This window comes from Rhizobium leguminosarum (assembly GCF_002953715.1).
Lineage (GTDB): Bacteria > Pseudomonadota > Alphaproteobacteria > Rhizobiales > Rhizobiaceae > Rhizobium > Rhizobium leguminosarum_V.
Genome location: NZ_CP025012.1, coordinates 722501 through 739112 on the forward strand (window position 1 = coordinate 722501; position 16612 = coordinate 739112).

At 63.9% G+C, this 16612-nt stretch carries 15 protein-coding genes; 7 read left to right on the plus strand and 8 right to left on the minus strand.

The annotated features are described in order from the left end of the window. Both CUJ84_RS03555 and mutY read right to left on the minus strand, forming a co-directional pair. Positions 1–615 carry an HAD family hydrolase gene (locus CUJ84_RS03555; RefSeq protein ID WP_105005206.1) on the minus strand — a complete coding sequence of 205 codons (615 nt, stop codon included), beginning with the start codon at positions 613–615 and terminating at the stop codon, positions 1–3. 2 nt (positions 616–617) lie between these two features. Beyond that, entirely contained in the window at positions 618–1721 is a 1104-nt protein-coding gene (gene mutY, locus CUJ84_RS03560; protein ID WP_105005207.1) for an A/G-specific adenine glycosylase, read from the minus strand. A 108-nt stretch (positions 1722–1829) separates the two neighbouring features. On the opposite strand from mutY, the gene CUJ84_RS03565 reads away from it, so the two are divergent. After that, complete coding sequence (locus tag CUJ84_RS03565; RefSeq protein ID WP_105005208.1) at positions 1830–2327, plus strand: DUF721 domain-containing protein; 498 nt, start codon at positions 1830–1832, stop codon at positions 2325–2327. Positions 2328–2354: 27 nt separating this feature from the next. On the opposite strand, the gene CUJ84_RS03570 is transcribed toward CUJ84_RS03565, so the two are convergent. Then, positions 2355–2720 (minus strand): hypothetical protein, encoded by a 366-nt coding sequence (locus tag CUJ84_RS03570; protein ID WP_105005209.1) that lies wholly within the window; start codon positions 2718–2720, stop codon positions 2355–2357. A 58-nt stretch (positions 2721–2778) separates the two neighbouring features. Between CUJ84_RS03570 and relB the strand changes: the two genes are divergently transcribed. The 4 genes from relB (at position 2779) to ppdK (ending at position 11154) form a co-directional block, all read left to right on the plus strand. After that, a complete protein-coding gene (relB, locus tag CUJ84_RS03575; RefSeq protein WP_105005210.1) occupies positions 2779–3003 on the plus strand; it encodes a type II toxin-antitoxin system RelB family antitoxin in 225 nt (74 codons plus the stop codon). A 213-nt stretch (positions 3004–3216) separates the two neighbouring features. Further along, positions 3217–3987, plus strand: a complete 771-nt coding sequence (locus CUJ84_RS03580) for a DsbA family protein (protein WP_432444905.1) — start codon at positions 3217–3219, stop codon at positions 3985–3987. Positions 3988–4083: 96 nt separating this feature from the next. Further along, complete coding sequence (locus tag CUJ84_RS03585) at positions 4084–7545, plus strand: chromosome segregation SMC family protein (RefSeq protein WP_105005212.1); 3462 nt, start codon at positions 4084–4086, stop codon at positions 7543–7545. 903 nt (positions 7546–8448) lie between these two features. Then, the gene (gene ppdK / locus CUJ84_RS03595; RefSeq protein WP_105005214.1) at positions 8449–11154 is read left to right on the plus strand and encodes a pyruvate, phosphate dikinase; all 2706 of its coding nucleotides are present in this window, start codon (positions 8449–8451) and stop codon (positions 11152–11154) included. A 37-nt stretch (positions 11155–11191) separates the two neighbouring features. On the opposite strand, the gene CUJ84_RS03600 is transcribed toward ppdK, so the two are convergent. Together CUJ84_RS03600 and CUJ84_RS03605 are read right to left on the minus strand one after the other, a co-directional pair. Continuing rightward, the gene (locus tag CUJ84_RS03600; RefSeq protein WP_105005215.1) at positions 11192–11470 is read right to left on the minus strand and encodes a hypothetical protein; all 279 of its coding nucleotides are present in this window, start codon (positions 11468–11470) and stop codon (positions 11192–11194) included. Between the two features lie 264 nt (positions 11471–11734). Beyond that, positions 11735–11932 (minus strand): hypothetical protein, encoded by a 198-nt coding sequence (locus tag CUJ84_RS03605; protein WP_003546062.1) that lies wholly within the window; start codon positions 11930–11932, stop codon positions 11735–11737. A gap of 155 nt (positions 11933–12087) precedes the next feature. Between CUJ84_RS03605 and CUJ84_RS03610 the strand changes: the two genes are divergently transcribed. After that, positions 12088–12333 carry a hypothetical protein gene (locus tag CUJ84_RS03610; RefSeq protein ID WP_003557210.1) on the plus strand — a complete coding sequence of 82 codons (246 nt, stop codon included), beginning with the start codon at positions 12088–12090 and terminating at the stop codon, positions 12331–12333. A 15-nt stretch (positions 12334–12348) separates the two neighbouring features. On the opposite strand, the gene CUJ84_RS03615 is transcribed toward CUJ84_RS03610, so the two are convergent. Further along, the gene (locus tag CUJ84_RS03615) at positions 12349–12741 is read right to left on the minus strand and encodes a hypothetical protein (RefSeq protein WP_105005216.1); all 393 of its coding nucleotides are present in this window, start codon (positions 12739–12741) and stop codon (positions 12349–12351) included. 339 nt (positions 12742–13080) lie between these two features. Here CUJ84_RS03615 and CUJ84_RS03620 point away from each other — a divergent pair, with 339 nt between their 5' ends. Then, on the plus strand, positions 13081–13992 hold the full coding sequence (locus CUJ84_RS03620) for a DUF1499 domain-containing protein (RefSeq protein WP_105008078.1): 912 nt from the start codon (positions 13081–13083) through the stop codon (positions 13990–13992). 437 nt (positions 13993–14429) lie between these two features. Here CUJ84_RS03620 and CUJ84_RS03625 read toward each other — a convergent pair whose 3' ends face one another. Next, the gene (locus CUJ84_RS03625) at positions 14430–16151 is read right to left on the minus strand and encodes an SDR family oxidoreductase (protein WP_105005217.1); all 1722 of its coding nucleotides are present in this window, start codon (positions 16149–16151) and stop codon (positions 14430–14432) included. Next, the gene (locus CUJ84_RS03630) at positions 16148–16606 is read right to left on the minus strand and encodes a thiol-disulfide oxidoreductase DCC family protein (protein ID WP_199788766.1); all 459 of its coding nucleotides are present in this window, start codon (positions 16604–16606) and stop codon (positions 16148–16150) included. The genes CUJ84_RS03625 and CUJ84_RS03630 overlap by 4 nt, the downstream gene beginning before the upstream one ends. Positions 16607–16612: the final 6 nt, after the last annotated feature.

The window sequence follows — 16612 nt, forward strand, 5'->3', positions numbered from 1 at the left end:
TCAGACCTTCAATCCGTAAGCGGCGAGATCGCTGCGCAGCTTCTCAGGCCCCGAAAACAGCACCGCATTCCAGCCATAGGCCTTGGCGCCTTCGACATTGACCGGCGCGTCGTCGATGAAGATCGTCGCAGCGGGATCGAGGCCGAAACTTTTCGTATGCGTCTCGTAGATCGCGACATCGGGCTTGATCAGGCCGACATCGCCGGAAACGGTGACGCCGCGTGGTCGGTTGAGGAAGGGGAAGCGCGCCTGCGCCTCGCGGAAGGTGTCGGAGGCGAAGTTGGTGAGCATCGTCACATCACGCCCCTCGGCAATCAGCCCCTCCATGATCGCGACGCTGTCGTCATAGGCGTGCGGCACCATCTCGTGCCAATATTTGCGGAAGGCGCGGATCTGTTCTTCACGCGCCGGGTGCTGTTCGATCAGCAGCGCTTCGGCTTCCGCCCATGTCCGGCCGCGGTCCTGCTCGATGTTCCAGTCATGGGTGCAGACATTGGCGAAGAACCAGTTGCGCTCCGTTTCATCAGGGATGAGGCGGCTGAAGGGAAGATGCGGATCGTAATGAATAAGGACTTTGCCAATGTCGAAAACGATATGTCTTATGTCGGTGGTCATGGTCATCCCTTGGATGTTTTAAACGCGAGAGGAATAGCCGCTGCGATCGCTTTTTTCATGATGGTCGGCAAGGCCTGGGCTTCAAGATTTGTAACCGGCTCCCACCATCCGTCATTCGTGCCGTCATCCATGGCGACCTTGGCAGCGATTGCCGTACGCCAGATCGAAAGCCTGAGCTCGAAATGGGTGAAGACGTGGATGACGGTGCCAGAGGCCTGCCATGCCGCATGGAAGGGGGCGGCGCTCGCCGAGGTCTCGCCGTCGATGCGCGCCGTCCACGCCGTCGTCGGCACCTCGGTCATGCCGCCGAGCAGGCCGCTGTCGACGCGCCGCCGCAGCAGGATCTCGCCATCACCGGTTACCGCGATGAAGGCCGCGCCATATCTGACCGGCTTCTCCTTCTTTGCCGCCTTGACCGGAAAGAGCTCGGGATCGGAAAATTTGAGCGCCTCGCAGGCACCCCGGAACGGACAGAGCGAACAGGCCGGCCGCTTCGGTGTGCAGATCGTCGCCCCGAGATCCATCATCGCCTGGGCGAAATCGCCGGGCCGATCGGCAGGCGTCAACAGCGCCACCTTCTGCTTCATCGCGGGCTTGGCGGCTGGAAGCGGCGTGGCGATCGCATAAAGCCTGGAGATCACCCGCTCGACATTGCCGTCCATGACAGCCGCCTGCCGGTTGAAGGCGATGGCTGCGACGGCGGCGGCCGTATAATCGCCGATGCCGGGGAGCGACTTGAGACCCTCTTCGGTGTCGGGAAAGACGCCGCCATGCTCGTTCGCCACCGCTTCGGCGCATTTCTTCAGGTTGCGGGCCCGCGCGTAGTAGCCAAGCCCTGCCCAGGCGGCCATCACCGCGTCGTTTTCAGCTGCGGCAAGATCGGTCACCTCGGGCCAGCGCTTGAGAAACCGTTCGAAATAGGGTTTGACCGCCTGCACCGTCGTCTGCTGCAGCATCACCTCGGACAACCAGACGCGATAGGGATCGGCCTTGACGCCGCGGGCCGCCATGCCGGGCGCCACACGCCAGGGCAGGTCGCGGTGGTGGCGATCGTACCAGTCGAGCAGGGGCTTTGCTGAGGGCGTGTCGAGTGTGGTGATCGTCATGATTTGCCGCGATAGGGGGAAGTGCCTATACTTGGCGAAGCAATGCCGCGCGATCAAGTCGCCAATACGAATTGGCATGCGAATTGGCGGCGTCGCTGAAGGGTTTCGATGAGTTATCCACGCAAAGGTGCAAAGCAGATCTCCGAGCTGGCGAACGGGCTGATCGATCCGGTTCTTGCCCGGCGCGCCGGCATCAGCACGGCTCTGCTCGGCTCGTGGAGCGAAATCGCCGGCGAGGATTTCGCCGATTGCACCCGACCGGAGAAGATCGCCTGGGCCCGCGGCGGCAATGAGGTCGGCGGCTTCCGCCCCGGCGTGCTGACCATTGCCTGCGAAGGCGCGCGTGCACTCTTCCTCACCCATGCCCAGGGCGAACTCATCCAGCGCATCAACAGCTTCTTCGGCTTTGCCGCCGTCCACCAGATCCGCATCGTCCAGAAGCCGGTCTCACAACCCATCCGCCGCTCCCGCACCCCGCCGCCGCTGAAAGGCGAAGCCGCCCGCAAGCTCGAAGGCATGATGGAGGGCATCGAGAACGACAAGCTGCGCCAGGCAATCCAGCGCTTGGGCACCGCGGTGATGGGCAAGCGGGGGAATCAACGCTGATCAGCAAAACGCCCTATCTCCGCATGCTCAGTTTTTTGATCCCGCTTCGATAAGCTCGCGCGTAACAGCGAATTCCATCCTGCCCGAGATCGAGCTATAAGGCTCGCACTGCGTGATCGCATCAGCGATCAACGGGGCTGCCGTTTTTTCCCATTCGGATGGTGGTGTGCGGAAGTTGACGGATAAAAAGTCGGCAGATCCGTCTTTGATGACCGCCACAATCAGGAAGTTATAAGCACTCGGCGCGTCCGCGGGCAGCTTTAGACATCTAAGCATCTGATTGAAAACAATATTGCCGCCGTCTTCAGAGGCGTGCGCGCTCGTGACGTTCATGGCCAATGCGACCGAGGCAATAAGCACATAATAGAGAAAAGCCTTCGTCAAAGAATGCATTAAAATATACCTCTGAATAGCCGTCTGCTATACTTCTATAGCAGACGGGAGAAAAGTCATGCTGGTCTTGCAATTGCCCCCTGATATCGAAGCGCGGCTGATTGAGCTTTCCAAGCGTACGGGCCGCAGCAAGAGCTTCTATGTTCGTCAAGCCATCCTCGCGCATCTCGACGATCTGGAAGATGTCTATCTTGCCGAAAGGCGCCTCGAAGAACTTCGCCGCGACGAGGGCGATACCGTGCCGCTGGCCGAGCTGACGGCGCGTTACGGGTTGGACGACTGAGTTTCATCGACCAGCCGATACGGGCTGGCAGCCCCCGCGATACCTACCGGCAGAATTCGCAGACGGACCAATCTCGCAATTTTTGGTCTAGTCGTCTTCCCGCGGTCACAATTCTTTGAAGGAAGTTGGCGAACCGTGCCTTGTGAGTGGCCGCAAGCCGTTATATCGCACAGTCACGCCGTCAATCTCATTAGTTATGGGGAATCCATGCAGATGTCCGAAATGCAACTGACGAAACGCCGCCTGCTCAGCGGTATCGCCATCGCCGCAGCTGCCGTGGCGCTTGTCGCCTGCAACGACAGCAAGGACGCTGCCGATGCTTCGTCCTCCGGCAAGACCATGGCCGACGGCACCAATGTTGACACCATGCAGACGGCGGCCACAGCGGCAACCGAAATGCCGGAGTCCGACGGCGATGTCGACATGGCAGAAGTGCTGAAGCCCGGCACGCTGCCGGAGATGGCGCTCGGGAAGGCTGACGCCCCGGTCAAGATCGTCGAATATATGTCGATGACCTGCCCGCATTGCGCTCATTTCCACAACACCACCTTCGACACGATCAAGCAGAAATATGTCGACAGCGGCAAGGTGCAGTTCATCATCCGCGAATTCCCCTTCGACCCGCGCGCCGCCGCAGCCTTCATGCTCGCCCGCTGCAGCGCCTCCAATCCGGAGCAGTTGAGCACGCCGGAACAGTATTTCCCGATGGTTTCCATGCTCTTCAAGCAGCAGCAGATCTGGGCCGCCGCCGATGATGGCCGCGCCGCACTGCTGCAGATGTCGAAGCTTGCCGGATTTACTGAGGATAGCTTCACGAAATGCTTGACGAACCAGAAGCTTCTGGATGAAGTGAATGCCACGCGGGAAAGAGGTTCCAAGGATTTTGGCGTCAATGCCACCCCGACTTTCCTGATCAATGGCAAGCGCTACTCTGGAGACATGCCGGTTGAAACCTTGTCGAAGCTCATCGACAGCCTGCTCTGAACCGGATCGTTTCGATAGAACGGGCGCCGGCGAAAGCCGTGCGCCCGTTTTTTTGTGGCTGCGTGACAAGCCCGTCCCGCGCTGCGGAGCGGCTGCATGAAGTTCAACAAGCTGCGCCTGGTCGGCTTCAAATCCTTCGTCGAGCCGACGGAATTCATCATCGAGCGGGGACTGACCGGCGTCGTCGGCCCGAACGGCTGCGGCAAGTCGAACCTCGTCGAAGCGCTGCGCTGGGTGATGGGCGAGAATTCCTACAAGAACATGCGTGCCTCCGGCATGGACGACGTGATCTTCTCGGGCTCGGGAAACCGCCCGGCGCGCAACACCGCCGAAGTGGCGCTCTATCTCGACAATGGCGAGCGCACCGCGCCTGCCGCCTTCAACGACAGCGACGAGATCCAGGTCACCCGCCGCATCGAGCGTGAACAGGGCTCGCTCTATCGCATCAACGGCAAGGAAAGCCGCGCCAAGGACGTGCAGCTGCTGTTTGCCGACGCCTCCACCGGCGCGCGTTCGCCCTCGATGGTCGGGCAGGGGCGTATCGGCGAGCTGATCCAGGCCAAGCCGCAGGCCCGCCGCCAGCTGCTCGAAGAGGCGGCCGGCATATCCGGCCTGCATTCCCGCCGCCACGAGGCCGAACTGCGGCTGCGCGCCGCCGAAGGCAATCTCGAGCGTCTCGACGACGTCACCTCGCAGCTCGAAAGCCAGATCGAGAGCCTGAAGCGCCAGGCCCGCCAGGCAAACCGCTTCAAGACGCTGTCTGCCGATATCCGCGCCCGCGAAGCGATGCTTTTACATATCCGCTGGGTGCAGGCCAAGGAAGCCGAGGCCGAGGCCGACAGCGCGCTGAACCAGGCGACCTCCGTCGTTGCCGAAAAGGCGCAGATGCAGATGGAGGCGGCGAAGAACCAGGGCATCGCCAGTCTGAAACTGCCGGAACTGCGCGAGGGCGAGGCGCGTGCCGCTGCCGCCCTGCAGCGCCTGCAGATCGCCAGAAGCCAGCTGGAGGAAGATGCCGGCCGCATCCTGCGCCGCCGCGACGAGCTGACCCGCCGTCTCGCCCAGCTTGCGGAGGATATCAGCCGCGAGGAGCGGCTGGTGGCCGACAATGCCGTCATCCTGGCGAGGCTCGATGCCGAAGAGGCGGAGATTTTAGAAATCCTCGCCGATTCCGGCCGCTATGCCGAGGAAACCCGCGAGGCCTTTGAGGAGGCGGCGGCAAAACTTGCCGACAGCGAGCGCATCTTCACCCAGCTGACAGCCGAGCGCGCCGAGGCCGCTGCCGGCCGCAACCAGCTGGAACGCGCCATCCGTGATCTCACGGACCGCCGGATGCGCCTCGAACGCCAGATGGATGAGGCAAACCAGGAACTGTCAGCCGTCGGCGAGAAGATCGCCGGCCTGCCCGATCCCGACGAAAAACGCGCCATCGTCGAGGCCGGCGAGATCGCCGTCGCCGACGCGGAAGCCGCCGTTCAGGTGGTCGACCAGGCACTTGCGAGCGCCCGCCAGACCGAGGCGCTGTCGCGCGCGCCGGTCGATCAGGCCCGTTCGAGCCTGAATGCGCTGGAGACCGAGGCGCGCACCATTTCCCGCATGCTGGCCGCTGGTGCCGCGGCTGGGAAGTTTCCGCCGGTTGCCGACGAGCTGAAGGTCGATCGCGGTTTTGAGACCGCACTCGGTGCTGCCCTCGGCGACGATCTGGAATCGCCGCTCGATGCCGAGGCGCCGGCCCATTGGTCGGACAATGGTGATGGCGCCGCCGATCCGGCATTGCCATCAGGTGTTGCGCCGCTGCTGACCCATGTTCGCGCCCCCGCCGCACTCACCCGCCGCCTGCGCCAGATCGGCCTTGTCGCGGAAGGGGAGGCGCAGTCGCTGATGGCGGCGCTGAAGCCCGGCCAGCGGCTGGTGACCAAAGAGGGCGCGGTCTATCGCTGGGATGGCCACGTCACCGGTGCCGATGCCCCGAGTGCGGCGGCGCTCCGCCTTGCCCAGAAGAACCGCCTGGCCGAGCTCGAAAGCGAAGCAGCCCTTGCCCGCGACGTGCTTGCCGAAGCCGAAGAGCGGCAGGCAGCCGCCGCCGAAGCAATCCGCGCTGAGGAGCGCCGGCTTGCCGAGGCCCGCGACATGAGCCGCCTGTCGGCGCGTCATCTCGCCGAAGCGCGCGATGCGCTTGCCGCCGCCGAGCGTGCCTCCGGCGATCTCATTCGCCGCCGCGATGTCGTCAGCGAGGCCGCCAGCCAGCTGCGCGCGCAGCTGGAGGAGATCGCCGTCCAGGAAGAGAATGCCCGCATCGAGCTGGAAGACGCGCCCGATCTGACTGCGATCGACGAGCGGCTGCGGTTCCAGCAGGCGGAAGTTGCGACCGATCGCGGCGCGCTGGCCGAAAGCCGCGCACGCCACGAAAGCCTGGCGAGGGAAAACGAAGCCCGCCAGCGCCGCATCATGGCGATCGGCCAGGAGCGCGACACCTGGCGCCAGCGGGCGGCAAGCGCCGAAGATCATGTCGCGACGCTGCGCGAACGCGAGGAAGAGGCGCGCGAAGAGGCAGCCGAGCTCGAACTGGCGCCGGACGAATTCGACGATAAGCGCCGCGCCCTGCTCAGCGAATTGCAAAAGGCCGAGGAGGCGCGCCGCCAGGCCAGCGATCTTCTGGCCGAGGCCGAACGCATCCAGCGCGAGGCCGACCAAAAGGCGACGACGGCACTGTCGGAACTTGCCGAACGCCGTGAACGCCGCGGCCGTGCCGAGGAGCGTCTCGTCTCCGCCCGCGAGAAGCGGCAGGAAAGCGAAGGCCGCATCCGCGAGGTCCTGAACGTCGCGCCGCACGAGGCGCTGCAGCTGACCGGGCGCCCGACCATGCAGGCGCTTCCCGATCCGCGCGAAGTTGAGCGCGAGCTGGAGCGCCTGAGGATCGAGCGCGAGCGGCTCGGCGCCGTCAACCTGCGCGCCGACGAGGAACAGAAGGAGCTGAGCGAGAAGCTCGAAGCGCTGATCAAGGAACGCGACGACGTCATCGATGCGATCCGCAAGCTGCGCGGCGCCATCCAGAGCCTCAACCGCGAGGGCCGCGAACGGCTGATCGCCGCCTTCGACATCGTCAACGCCCAGTTCCAGCGGCTGTTCACCCATCTTTTCGGCGGCGGCACCGCCGAGCTGCAGCTGATCGAATCCGACGATCCGCTCGAAGCCGGCCTCGAAATCCTCGCCCGTCCGCCCGGCAAGAAGCCGCAGACCATGACGCTGCTCTCCGGCGGCGAACAGGCGCTGACGGCAATGGCGCTGATCTTTGCCGTCTTCCTCACCAATCCGGCGCCGATCTGCGTGCTCGACGAAGTGGACGCGCCGCTCGACGACCATAATGTCGAGCGCTACTGCAATCTGATGGACGAAATGGCGGCCTCCACCGAAACCCGCTTCGTCATCATCACCCACAATCCGATCACCATGGCCCGCATGAACCGCCTCTTCGGCGTCACCATGGCCGAACAGGGCGTCTCCCAACTCGTCTCCGTCGACCTGCAAATGGCCGAGCGCCTGCGCGAGATTGCCTGAGGTTTTCGACGAACGCGTTTTCTGCGTCGGGGAAGGGCTGGCTGTCACTGGACATCCCGGCCCAGGGGATTGGCGAGAGCAGCCCCTCATCCGCCTGCCGGCACCAGCCGGGGTCGAGCCACGGGTCTCGACCCGTCCTTCGGACCCCCGTAAACGGGGCGAAGGGACATGCCGCGCGCTCTCCGTTCCCACCTCGCTCTCGCAAGGCACGTCCCCTCGCCCCGCGAGCGGGGAGAGGGTTAGGGTGAGGGGCAAGCCGTTAGCTCCAACCGGACAGCAGTGGGCTTGACCCGAGCATCCATGGAGCCGCCGAGCGCAGGCGCAATTTCAGCAAAGGTGCGGCGCGGTTTTGCGTCCATAAATTGCGTAAAATCAAGGGCCGAGCAATAAACACCAAAAAAGGTCGGCTCTCTTGTCGCTTGTACCCCATTTGGGTGATGCTCTTTTCGCTGACTTGCATTAGAAGTTGTTTCAACGCAACCTAATTACTCCGCTGGAAAGCGGGCGACCAAAGGTTGCGCATTGTCGAATTTGCGTGCGGTTTTCCGGGCGAGGGCAAGAACCGGAAACCGAGAGCAAATCTTGGGAAGTAGCGATCTATTTTCTCAGGAATTGCGTATGACGAGGTCAGAGCGGTTCTGTTTTACAAAAAGCTGAGCCGTTCCTGGGTTGAGGGACCCCCCGTCCGGTTTTCCTGGCCGGACGGAAACAAGGCTTTGCGGGACATTGTTGCAGTCCCGCAAAGCTTTTTTTGTGCCTTGTTTTCTGTTTGGGCGCCTTTCAACCGTTTCGATGCCGGCCGCGGCCAAGATTTATTGTGCAGCGCAACATTCTGCCGCATTTGTCGATTTTCATTTCAACACCAACGGATTAAGCTGATCCCGATTTGGTGTTGGGGGGAAGATGACCAAGTGGGTCTATAGGTTCGGCGACGGGCAGGCTGAGGGCCGGGCGCGCGATCACGAGATTCTGGGCGGCAAGGGCGCCAATCTGGCGGAAATGTGCGCCCTGGGATTGCCGGTGCCGCCGGGACTGACGATCGTCAGCGACGCCTGCAACACCTATTACAAGAATGGCCGCCATATCGAGGATGCGGTGAAGGCTGAGGTGCGCGCCGGCATATCGGCGATCGAGGCGGTCACCGGCCGTCACTTCGGTTCCGTCAGCCAGCCGCTGCTGCTCTCGGTGCGCTCCGGCGCCCGCGTCTCGATGCCCGGGATGATGGATACGGTGCTCAATCTCGGCCTCAACGACGAGACGGTGCAGGCGCTGGGCCACGATGCCGGCGACGCGCGTTTTGCCTGGGACAGCTATCGCCGTTTCATCCAGATGTATGCCGATGTCGTCATGGGTCTCGGCAACGACGCCTTCGAGGAGATCCTGGAAGACGAAAAGGCCAAGCTCGGCCATGAATTCGATACCGAACTCAGCGCCTCGGAATGGCAGCATATCGTCTCGCTCTACAAGAAGCTGATCGAGGAGGAGCTGGAGCAGGAATTCCCGCAGGATCCCGAAGTTCAGCTCTGGGGCGCGGTCGGCGCCGTCTTTTCCAGCTGGATGAGCGCGCGCGCCGTCACCTACCGCCAGCTCCACAATATTCCGGAAGGCTGGGGCACGGCGATCAACATCCAGGCGATGGTCTTCGGCAATCTCGGCAATGCGTCTGCCACCGGCGTTGCCTTCACCCGCAACCCCTCGACCGGCGAAAGCGCGCTTTACGGCGAATTCCTGGTCAATGCCCAGGGCGAGGATGTGGTGGCCGGCATCCGCACGCCGCAAAGCATCACCGAGGAGGGGCGGATTTCCTCCGGCTCCGAAAAGCCCTCGATGGAAAAGCTGATGCCGGAGGCGTTTCGCGAGCTCTGCCGCATCTGCACCGAGCTCGAGATCCATTACCGCGACATGCAGGATATCGAATTCACCATCGAGCGCGGCAGGCTGTGGATGCTGCAGACCCGTTCAGGCAAGCGCTCGACCCGGGCGGCAATGAAGATCGCCGTCGACATGGTCGACGAGGGAGTGATCACCGAAGACGAGGCGGTGCTGCGCATCGAGCCTTCGAGCCTCGACCAGCTCTTGCATCCGACAATCGATCCGCGCGTCACCCGCCAGGTGATCGGCACCGGGCTGCCGGCTTCGCCGGGCGCTGCCACCGGCGCCATCGTCTTCACGGCGGAAGAGGCCGTCGAGGCGGAATCCGAAGGCCGCAAGGTCATCCTGCTCAGGGTTGAGACCAGCCCCGAGGATATTCACGGCATGCATGCCGCCGAAGGCATCCTCACCACCCGCGGCGGCATGACCAGCCATGCGGCGGTCGTTGCCCGCGGCATGGGCATCCCCTGCGTTGTCGGCGCCGGCACCATGCGCATCGATCAACGCAACGAGCGGCTGCTCGGCGTCGGCGTCACCCTCAAGAAGGGCGATATCATCACCATCGACGGCTCGGCCGGCCAGGTGCTGAAGGGCGAGGTGCCGATGATCCAGCCGGCGCTGTCGGGCGATTTCGGCCGCATCATGGGCTGGGCCGACCGCGCCCGGCGCATGACGGTGCGCACCAATGCCGATACGCCGGCCGATGCGCTCGCCGCCCGCTCCTTCGGCGCCGAAGGCATCGGCCTTTGCCGCACCGAACACATGTTCTTCGAGGGTGAGCGCATCCATGTCATGCGCGAGATGATCCTGGCCGTCGATGAAAAGGGCAGGCGGGTGGCGCTCGACAAGCTGCTGCCGATGCAGCGGCTGGATTTCACCGGCCTCTTCACCGTCATGCACGGCCTGCCGGTGACGATCCGCCTGCTCGATCCGCCGCTGCACGAATTCCTACCGAAGACCGATGACGAGGTGGCCGAGGTCGCCTTCGCCATGGGCATGGAGGCATCCGTGCTTCGCCAGCGCGTCGATGCGCTGCACGAGTTCAATCCGATGCTCGGCCATCGCGGCTGCCGGCTGGCGATCTCCTATCCCGAAATCGTCGAGATGCAGGCCCGCGCCATCTTCGAAGCGGCGATTGCCGCGGCCCAGGAGACCGGGGCTGCCGTCGTGCCGGAGATCATGGTGCCGCTCGTCGGCCTCCGCTCCGAGCTCGATTACGTCAAGGCGCGCATCGATGACGTCGCCGGCGACGTGATGAGCGAGGCCGGCATGAAGATCGATTATCTCGTCGGCACGATGATCGAGCTGCCGCGCGCAGCCCTTCGCGCCCATGTGATTGCCGAAGTCGCCGAATTCTTCTCCTTCGGCACCAACGACCTGACGCAGACCACCTTCGGCATCTCGCGCGACGACGCCTCGGCCTTCATCCCTACTTATCAGCGCAAGGGCATCATCGAGCACGATCCCTTCATCTCGCTCGATTTCGACGGTGTCGGCGAATTGATCAGCATCGCCGCCGAACGCGGCAGGCGGACCCGCAACGACATGAAGCTCGGCATCTGCGGCGAACATGGCGGCGACCCGGCCTCGATCCGATTCTGCGAGACGATCGGCCTCGATTATGTCTCGTGTTCGCCGTTCCGCGTGCCGATCGCGAGGTTGGCGGCGGCGCAGGCGGTGATTTCAGGTCTGGAAGAGATCCGCCGGGGTCCGAAAGACCTGCGGGGAAGCTTGTAAGATATTCGGTGGAGTCTGGGGCAGGGTGCTCGAGGGCTCAGTGATGCCGCCGCCAGCGATCGCGGTAGATATAAGGCCCGTTCAGCTCCCAGGCCATGTTGTTCATCATCTCAGCGCTTTGCGCCCGCGATTCGGCGCGCCGGTCGAGATCGATGCGCTGCAGGCAGGTGGCAAAACCATCCGTGCCGCGCCGGAAGCCGTAGCTCAGGCACCGCTGCTCATCCGCCGCCCGCCGCTCCTCCGGCGTCATCGTCTGGCAGGCGGAAAGCCCGGCGACGATCGTGGCCATGACGGTGATGAGAAGACGAATGCGCATTGGTGTGTTCCTTGGAATGCATTTTCCCCGAGGAAAGGCCATTCGGGCGAGGGCGTCAAGCCGTCCTTGGCCTGGGAGATCGCTGAGGCCAGCCCCTCATCCGGCTGCCGCCACCTTCTCCCCGCTCGCGGGGCGAAGGGACCATGCCGCGACCTCTCCGTTCCCCTTCCACCTCTCGCGTGGCACGTCCCCTCGCCCCGTTTACGGGGAGAGGGTTAGGGTGAGGGGCAGCCATCGGCACGAACTAACAGCAGCGGTGACGCTCTACGCCGCCCCCGCCGGATCCCCGATCGGCAGCAGCGCCGGATTGAGCGGCGGATCCTGCGGGTTCTTCGTATCGGCCGGATCTTGCGCTGGTGTCAGCGGCGGTTTTTGCTGGATGGGGTCGGGAATGCCGGGGGTCGGCGTTGGGCCGCGCGGCGTATCGGCATTGGGTGTCGGGATCGGGTCTCTGTTGGGCATGATCGCCTCCTTTTCGAAAAAGGAACGGCAGCCTCGGCACTTGGTTCCACTTTCGCCGGCCAACCTTTCTATGCATGAGGGGCATTCCTATGTATGAGGCCTTGTATGAGGAAAGCATGGCCGCTCCCTGAGAGGCCGGAAGCAGTGGAACGAGCATGGCCCTTCGCGATCGATTTTCGAAAAAACTGAGCTGTCCGCAATGCGGCAATGAGGGCTTTGCCGAAGCCTCGGAAGTTGATGATCCCAAGCGCAAGCACCCGGATTTCAAGGTCGATCAGCTGCCGCGCGGCTTTGGCGTGCAGCGGCCTTCCAACCACCAAGAAAACTTCGTCATCAAATGCGAATGCGGGCGCAAGTTCCCGTTCCGCAGTGTTGCGGAAGCCGCGGCCGAGCGCCGCTGACATCATGATCTAGAACTAGATCCGCTCCAGCAATTCGATGAAGGCATCGGCGAAACGCACCAGGGGCGCGGTCTCTTCATCCGGTGCCTGCATGCGGATCTCGGTGCCGTGACCGTCGAGCAGCGCCAGCACGACGCGCATGTCCTGGCCGTCGTCCGGAATGCGCAGCACGGCAATGCGCCGGCAATCCTGGACGAGGCCTCCGGCCGGAAGGTCGAACAGCAGTTCGCCGCCGGAGCGTGCCGCCGCCTGGCGCACTGCCTCGCAGAAGCCGGCATCGCCGCCGGCATAACCTTCGAGCGAAAGTTCGAGCTCGAGCAGCTCCATCGGCAGCATCGGCTCGGACTGATGGTCGATCCCGCCAAGCGCAGACGCCTGCGGCCTTGCTGCAATCTCGGGTGAAATCATCCCGTCTCTCCTCTACATCTGGAGATAAAACCCCGGCAGAATGACCTTTTTTTGACATATCAGCAAGGGCTTATGAAGCAACCGCCGGTTCGTCATGGCCTTCGCCGTGGATTCCAACGCATTGCTTCAGACAATAGTTTCAATTTAGCCGAATCTTGCCCCAGATCCGGATGATTTTAGGCCGGGCCGGCCTAAAATCTGAATCCGGATCTAAATCAAAGAATAGAGCATGATGTCGTCCGAAAACCGCTTCACACTTTTCGGCATCATGCTCTAAACAGGGTTGAGGCGATTTGCGTGGTCGAACGCGCGGGCGCTGACGAGCAACCGGTAAGTTTGATGGCCATCCGCTTCGACCGTCCCGTTTCCAACGCCGCCCGCTTTTCGCGGCTGCTCGGGGCGTTTTCCCTGGTGCTGGCGCTGGCGGTGATGATCGCCCACCGCTTCGGCGGCCTAGCCACACCCTATCTGGTGCTGCTGCTGATTGCCGCCGCCGGCGGCGCGCTGCTTTCCGCCATGCTCGCCGCAGTCGGGCTGCGCAGCCTCTGGATGACCGGGGCCGATGGCGGGCTGGCGGCGCTGGCGGCGCTGATTTACGCCGCCTTTCCGCTGGGGCTTGGCGCCTATGCCACCGAGAAGTATCTGACGCTGCCTGATATCTACGACATATCAACCGATCCGGTCTCGGTGCCGGACTGGCTATCGCCGCCGCACTCCGACCAGATCTGGCTGAAGCGCAACGTTGATGTGACGCCGGAGGATCGTGAAAAGCAGCTCGCCGCCTATCCCGAACTTACCGGCCGGCGCTATGAGGGCGCGCTCGACCGCGTGCTCGAAGCGGTGCGCAAGGTCGCCAAGATGAGCGGCATTACCATCACCAAGAGCAGTGGCGACACCGAGCCCGGCCGCGATCCCGAGGATAAGCCGGTCAAGCCGCCGCCGGCGAGCGATGATGCGGTGGCCGATGCGCCCGATATCGTCCCCGTGCCGACGCCGCGCCCCTATGACGACGATGTCGCCAAGCTGATCCGCGGCGCCAACGGCGTGACGCTGCAGGGCACCACCCGCACGCTGATCCTCGGCCTGCGCTTCGATATCATCATTCGCCTCCGCGAAGAGGCCGAGACCACCTTCGTCGACATCCGAGTCGCCTCCCGCTACGGCCAACACGACCTCGGCTTCAGCGCCGAAATCGCCGGCGATTATCTGAAGGCGCTGGATGCCGAACTCTTGGGGATTGCGGGTGGGTGAGCCGCGGTGCCGCCAACGGCGGCAGCAATCGATCCAGTGAATCGATTGCAGTGGGTGAGCCGCGATGGCGCAACGCGCCAGCAATCGATCCAGTGAATCGATTGTAGCGGCGAACGCCCTGAGCCCAAGCGAAGGGCCGGGAGAGGGTGCGGCAAACTCGGCGCACTTACACCGCATCAAAGGAGGAGAGGGGGCTGCTGTGGGAAGCGAGGTCCGCGGCCGAGGAGACCGCCGAGACCAGCCCCTCATCCGGCTGCCGGCACCTTCTCCCCGTAAACGGGGCGAAGGGGAATCGCCGCAACCTCTCCGTTCCTCGCCCATCTCTCGTTTGGCACGTCCCCTCTCCCCGTTTTTACGGGGAGAGGGTTAGGGTGAGGGGCAGGCATCCGCGCAAACCGAACAGCGCATTTGCCATCCGCGCGAAGGCAGAGACCCACTCACTCCACCACCAACCACCCCGTATACCGCACCACCAACCCCGTCAGCCGCCCACCAATCTCCACGTGGAAGTGGAACCGCCCATCGCGCTCCTCCTCATACGTATCGCCACCCGGCGCCAGAAACATCGGCAGCGGAATCCCGAAAAACCGCCAGCTGCGCACCACGAGCCGCAGCTTCTCCCCATCCGGCACCAGCGCCATCAGCACCCGGAACGGCCCGAAGACCTCGGCGAGCAGATGCCGGTCGCGGCCCTTTCCCTCGGCCTGCCAGCTGCGGAAGACCGTGCCGCCGAAATCACGCGTCCAGATCTCCTTGTCGCCATCGGCAACGAAACGCACCGTCACCGGCACATCCTCGCCCGCCTTGGGAAAGCCGATCACCCCAGCGACGATTCTCGCCAGCAGCCCGCCGCCGCGCTCGATCCGCGCCCGGCCGGAGGCGACGCGCGCGCCGCCGGCATGCAGAGCGGCGAGGGCGGGCGGCAGCCGCTCCCAGGCGCTGCCGAGAATCCTGCGGTAGAGAGGCAGGGGTGCTTCCTCGCACTCCATCCGGATGCCGGATGTGATCGAAAACCGCCGGAAGGCCGCTTCGAAATCCGCAAGCTGCAATTCCCCCGCCGCCGGCCGCGCGCCATTCTCCGGCCGCGTGCCGGTCAGCAGCCGGCGCACCAGCGCGTCCACGCCGATGATGGGAATGAACGGCCCGTCATCACCTTCGGCAATCAGATGCCAGCCGCAGGACAGCCGCTGTCCCGCGTGATCGAGGCCGCCCACACGAACGAACATGCCGCCGCGATGTTCGCCGATCGCGAAAGCGTGGCTGGCGCGCTGCAGCAGCCGCGCAAACGGCAGCAGCGACGGCAGGAGCGTTAGGCGGACGAGCCTGGCCGCAAGGCTGAGCAAGTGCTGCAGCGGCTGCGGCTCCGTGCCGACACCGGTGAAGCTGGATTTGAGATCGGCAAGGTGCTGCGGCAGCAGTGCCAGATCCGGCGCATCCACCAGCAGGAATTTTCGGCTGCGCAGCGGCGCCACACCCGGCGGCGCCACTGTCACCCGCATCGCATCAATCAGCCCGCGCCCGGAGGCCGGCCGCCCATCGCGCAGCACCGTGACTTGTCTGCCGGCATAGGTGGCGATCGCTCTCACGACATTGAGCCCGATGCGCACATGCGCCGACGGGGCAATGCCGGCCGAGACCGTTTCGATCCGGGAGAAATGCGGCGCCATCGCATCGAGCGCTGCGAAGGAGAGGGCGGGAAGGCTGCTGAGCCCTGACAGCGCGAAGGTGCCCTGGGCCCTGGCCGCAGCATCGAGCCCACCGATGCCGGCGACGAAGCCGGTGCTGTCGGCGATATCGGCATAATCGATGTCGAGGCCGATGCAGGCCTCGACCACCTTATAGGCATCCTTCCCGAAGGTCTGGAACGGCCCCGAGGCATCGACGACGAGATGAGGCCTCAGCCGCGTCAGCTGTTCGGTGAGATCGCCGTCTCGGTCGAAGCTGACTGCCTGCACCATCGCGCCGAGATTGTTGCTTCCCAGGCCCTCGGCTCCATCTTTCGGCGTCCGGAGATCTGCAACGAAATCGTCAGCCTTTTCAAGCGAGCGCCCGGCAACCAGCAGCCTGAGCCGCGGTTCATCGCCAAGCAGCCGGGCAAGCCGCCCGCCGAAAGTGCCGTAGCCACCGATGATGAGCAGCGAAAACCGGTCGTCGCTCATGTGATGAAGCGGCTTCGCTGCTCGGGCGTCGGCACCATGCAGCTTTGCCGCCCGGCAATCTTCAGCCGGTTGCGGGCGATGAATTCATAGAGCGCATTGGCCGCCCGCCGCGGCAGCAGCCGGAACAGCTTGATCAGCGAATAGGGAAAGCCGAGGCCCGCCACCATGCGGATCGAGCCGTCGGATTTGAAGAAGGCGCGGCCGTTTTCGATCAGGATATTGGTCTCGTAGTCGCGCGCGTGCAGCCCGTAATGCCGGTAGAGCGCTTCGCCGAGCGGCGTCTGCGCCGCGAGGAAACGGTATCGCTGCCGCTTGTCATGTTTCAGCGCGAATTTCACCCAGCCGGAGCAGAACACGCATTCGCCATCGAAGATGATCAGCGGCCGGTCATCGGTAAAGGCGGGCACATCGGGGTCGTTGCGATAGCTGTAATCGGCTTGCGGCGTCATCGTCATGTCCCC

Bases quoted from the DNA above. Each gene is read 5' to 3' on its own strand.
- CUJ84_RS03555 (WP_105005206.1), bottom strand. From the start codon at position 615: ATGACCACCGACATAAGACATATCGTTTTCGACATTGGCAAAGTCCTT.
- mutY (WP_105005207.1), bottom strand. From the start codon at position 1,721: ATGACGATCACCACACTCGACACGCCCTCAGCAAAGCCCCTGCTCGAC.
- CUJ84_RS03565 (WP_105005208.1), top strand. From the start codon at position 1,830: ATGAGTTATCCACGCAAAGGTGCAAAGCAGATCTCCGAGCTGGCGAAC.
- CUJ84_RS03570 (WP_105005209.1), bottom strand. From the start codon at position 2,720: ATGCATTCTTTGACGAAGGCTTTTCTCTATTATGTGCTTATTGCCTCG.
- relB (WP_105005210.1), top strand. From the start codon at position 2,779: ATGCTGGTCTTGCAATTGCCCCCTGATATCGAAGCGCGGCTGATTGAG.
- CUJ84_RS03580 (WP_432444905.1), top strand. From the start codon at position 3,217: ATGTCCGAAATGCAACTGACGAAACGCCGCCTGCTCAGCGGTATCGCC.
- CUJ84_RS03585 (WP_105005212.1), top strand. From the start codon at position 4,084: ATGAAGTTCAACAAGCTGCGCCTGGTCGGCTTCAAATCCTTCGTCGAG.
- ppdK (WP_105005214.1), top strand. From the start codon at position 8,449: ATGACCAAGTGGGTCTATAGGTTCGGCGACGGGCAGGCTGAGGGCCGG.
- CUJ84_RS03600 (WP_105005215.1), bottom strand. From the start codon at position 11,470: ATGCGCATTCGTCTTCTCATCACCGTCATGGCCACGATCGTCGCCGGG.
- CUJ84_RS03605 (WP_003546062.1), bottom strand. From the start codon at position 11,932: ATGCCCAACAGAGACCCGATCCCGACACCCAATGCCGATACGCCGCGC.
- CUJ84_RS03610 (WP_003557210.1), top strand. From the start codon at position 12,088: ATGGCCCTTCGCGATCGATTTTCGAAAAAACTGAGCTGTCCGCAATGC.
- CUJ84_RS03615 (WP_105005216.1), bottom strand. From the start codon at position 12,741: ATGATTTCACCCGAGATTGCAGCAAGGCCGCAGGCGTCTGCGCTTGGC.
- CUJ84_RS03620 (WP_105008078.1), top strand. From the start codon at position 13,081: ATGGCCATCCGCTTCGACCGTCCCGTTTCCAACGCCGCCCGCTTTTCG.
- CUJ84_RS03625 (WP_105005217.1), bottom strand. From the start codon at position 16,151: ATGAGCGACGACCGGTTTTCGCTGCTCATCATCGGTGGCTACGGCACT.
- CUJ84_RS03630 (WP_199788766.1), bottom strand. From the start codon at position 16,606: ATGACGATGACGCCGCAAGCCGATTACAGCTATCGCAACGACCCCGAT.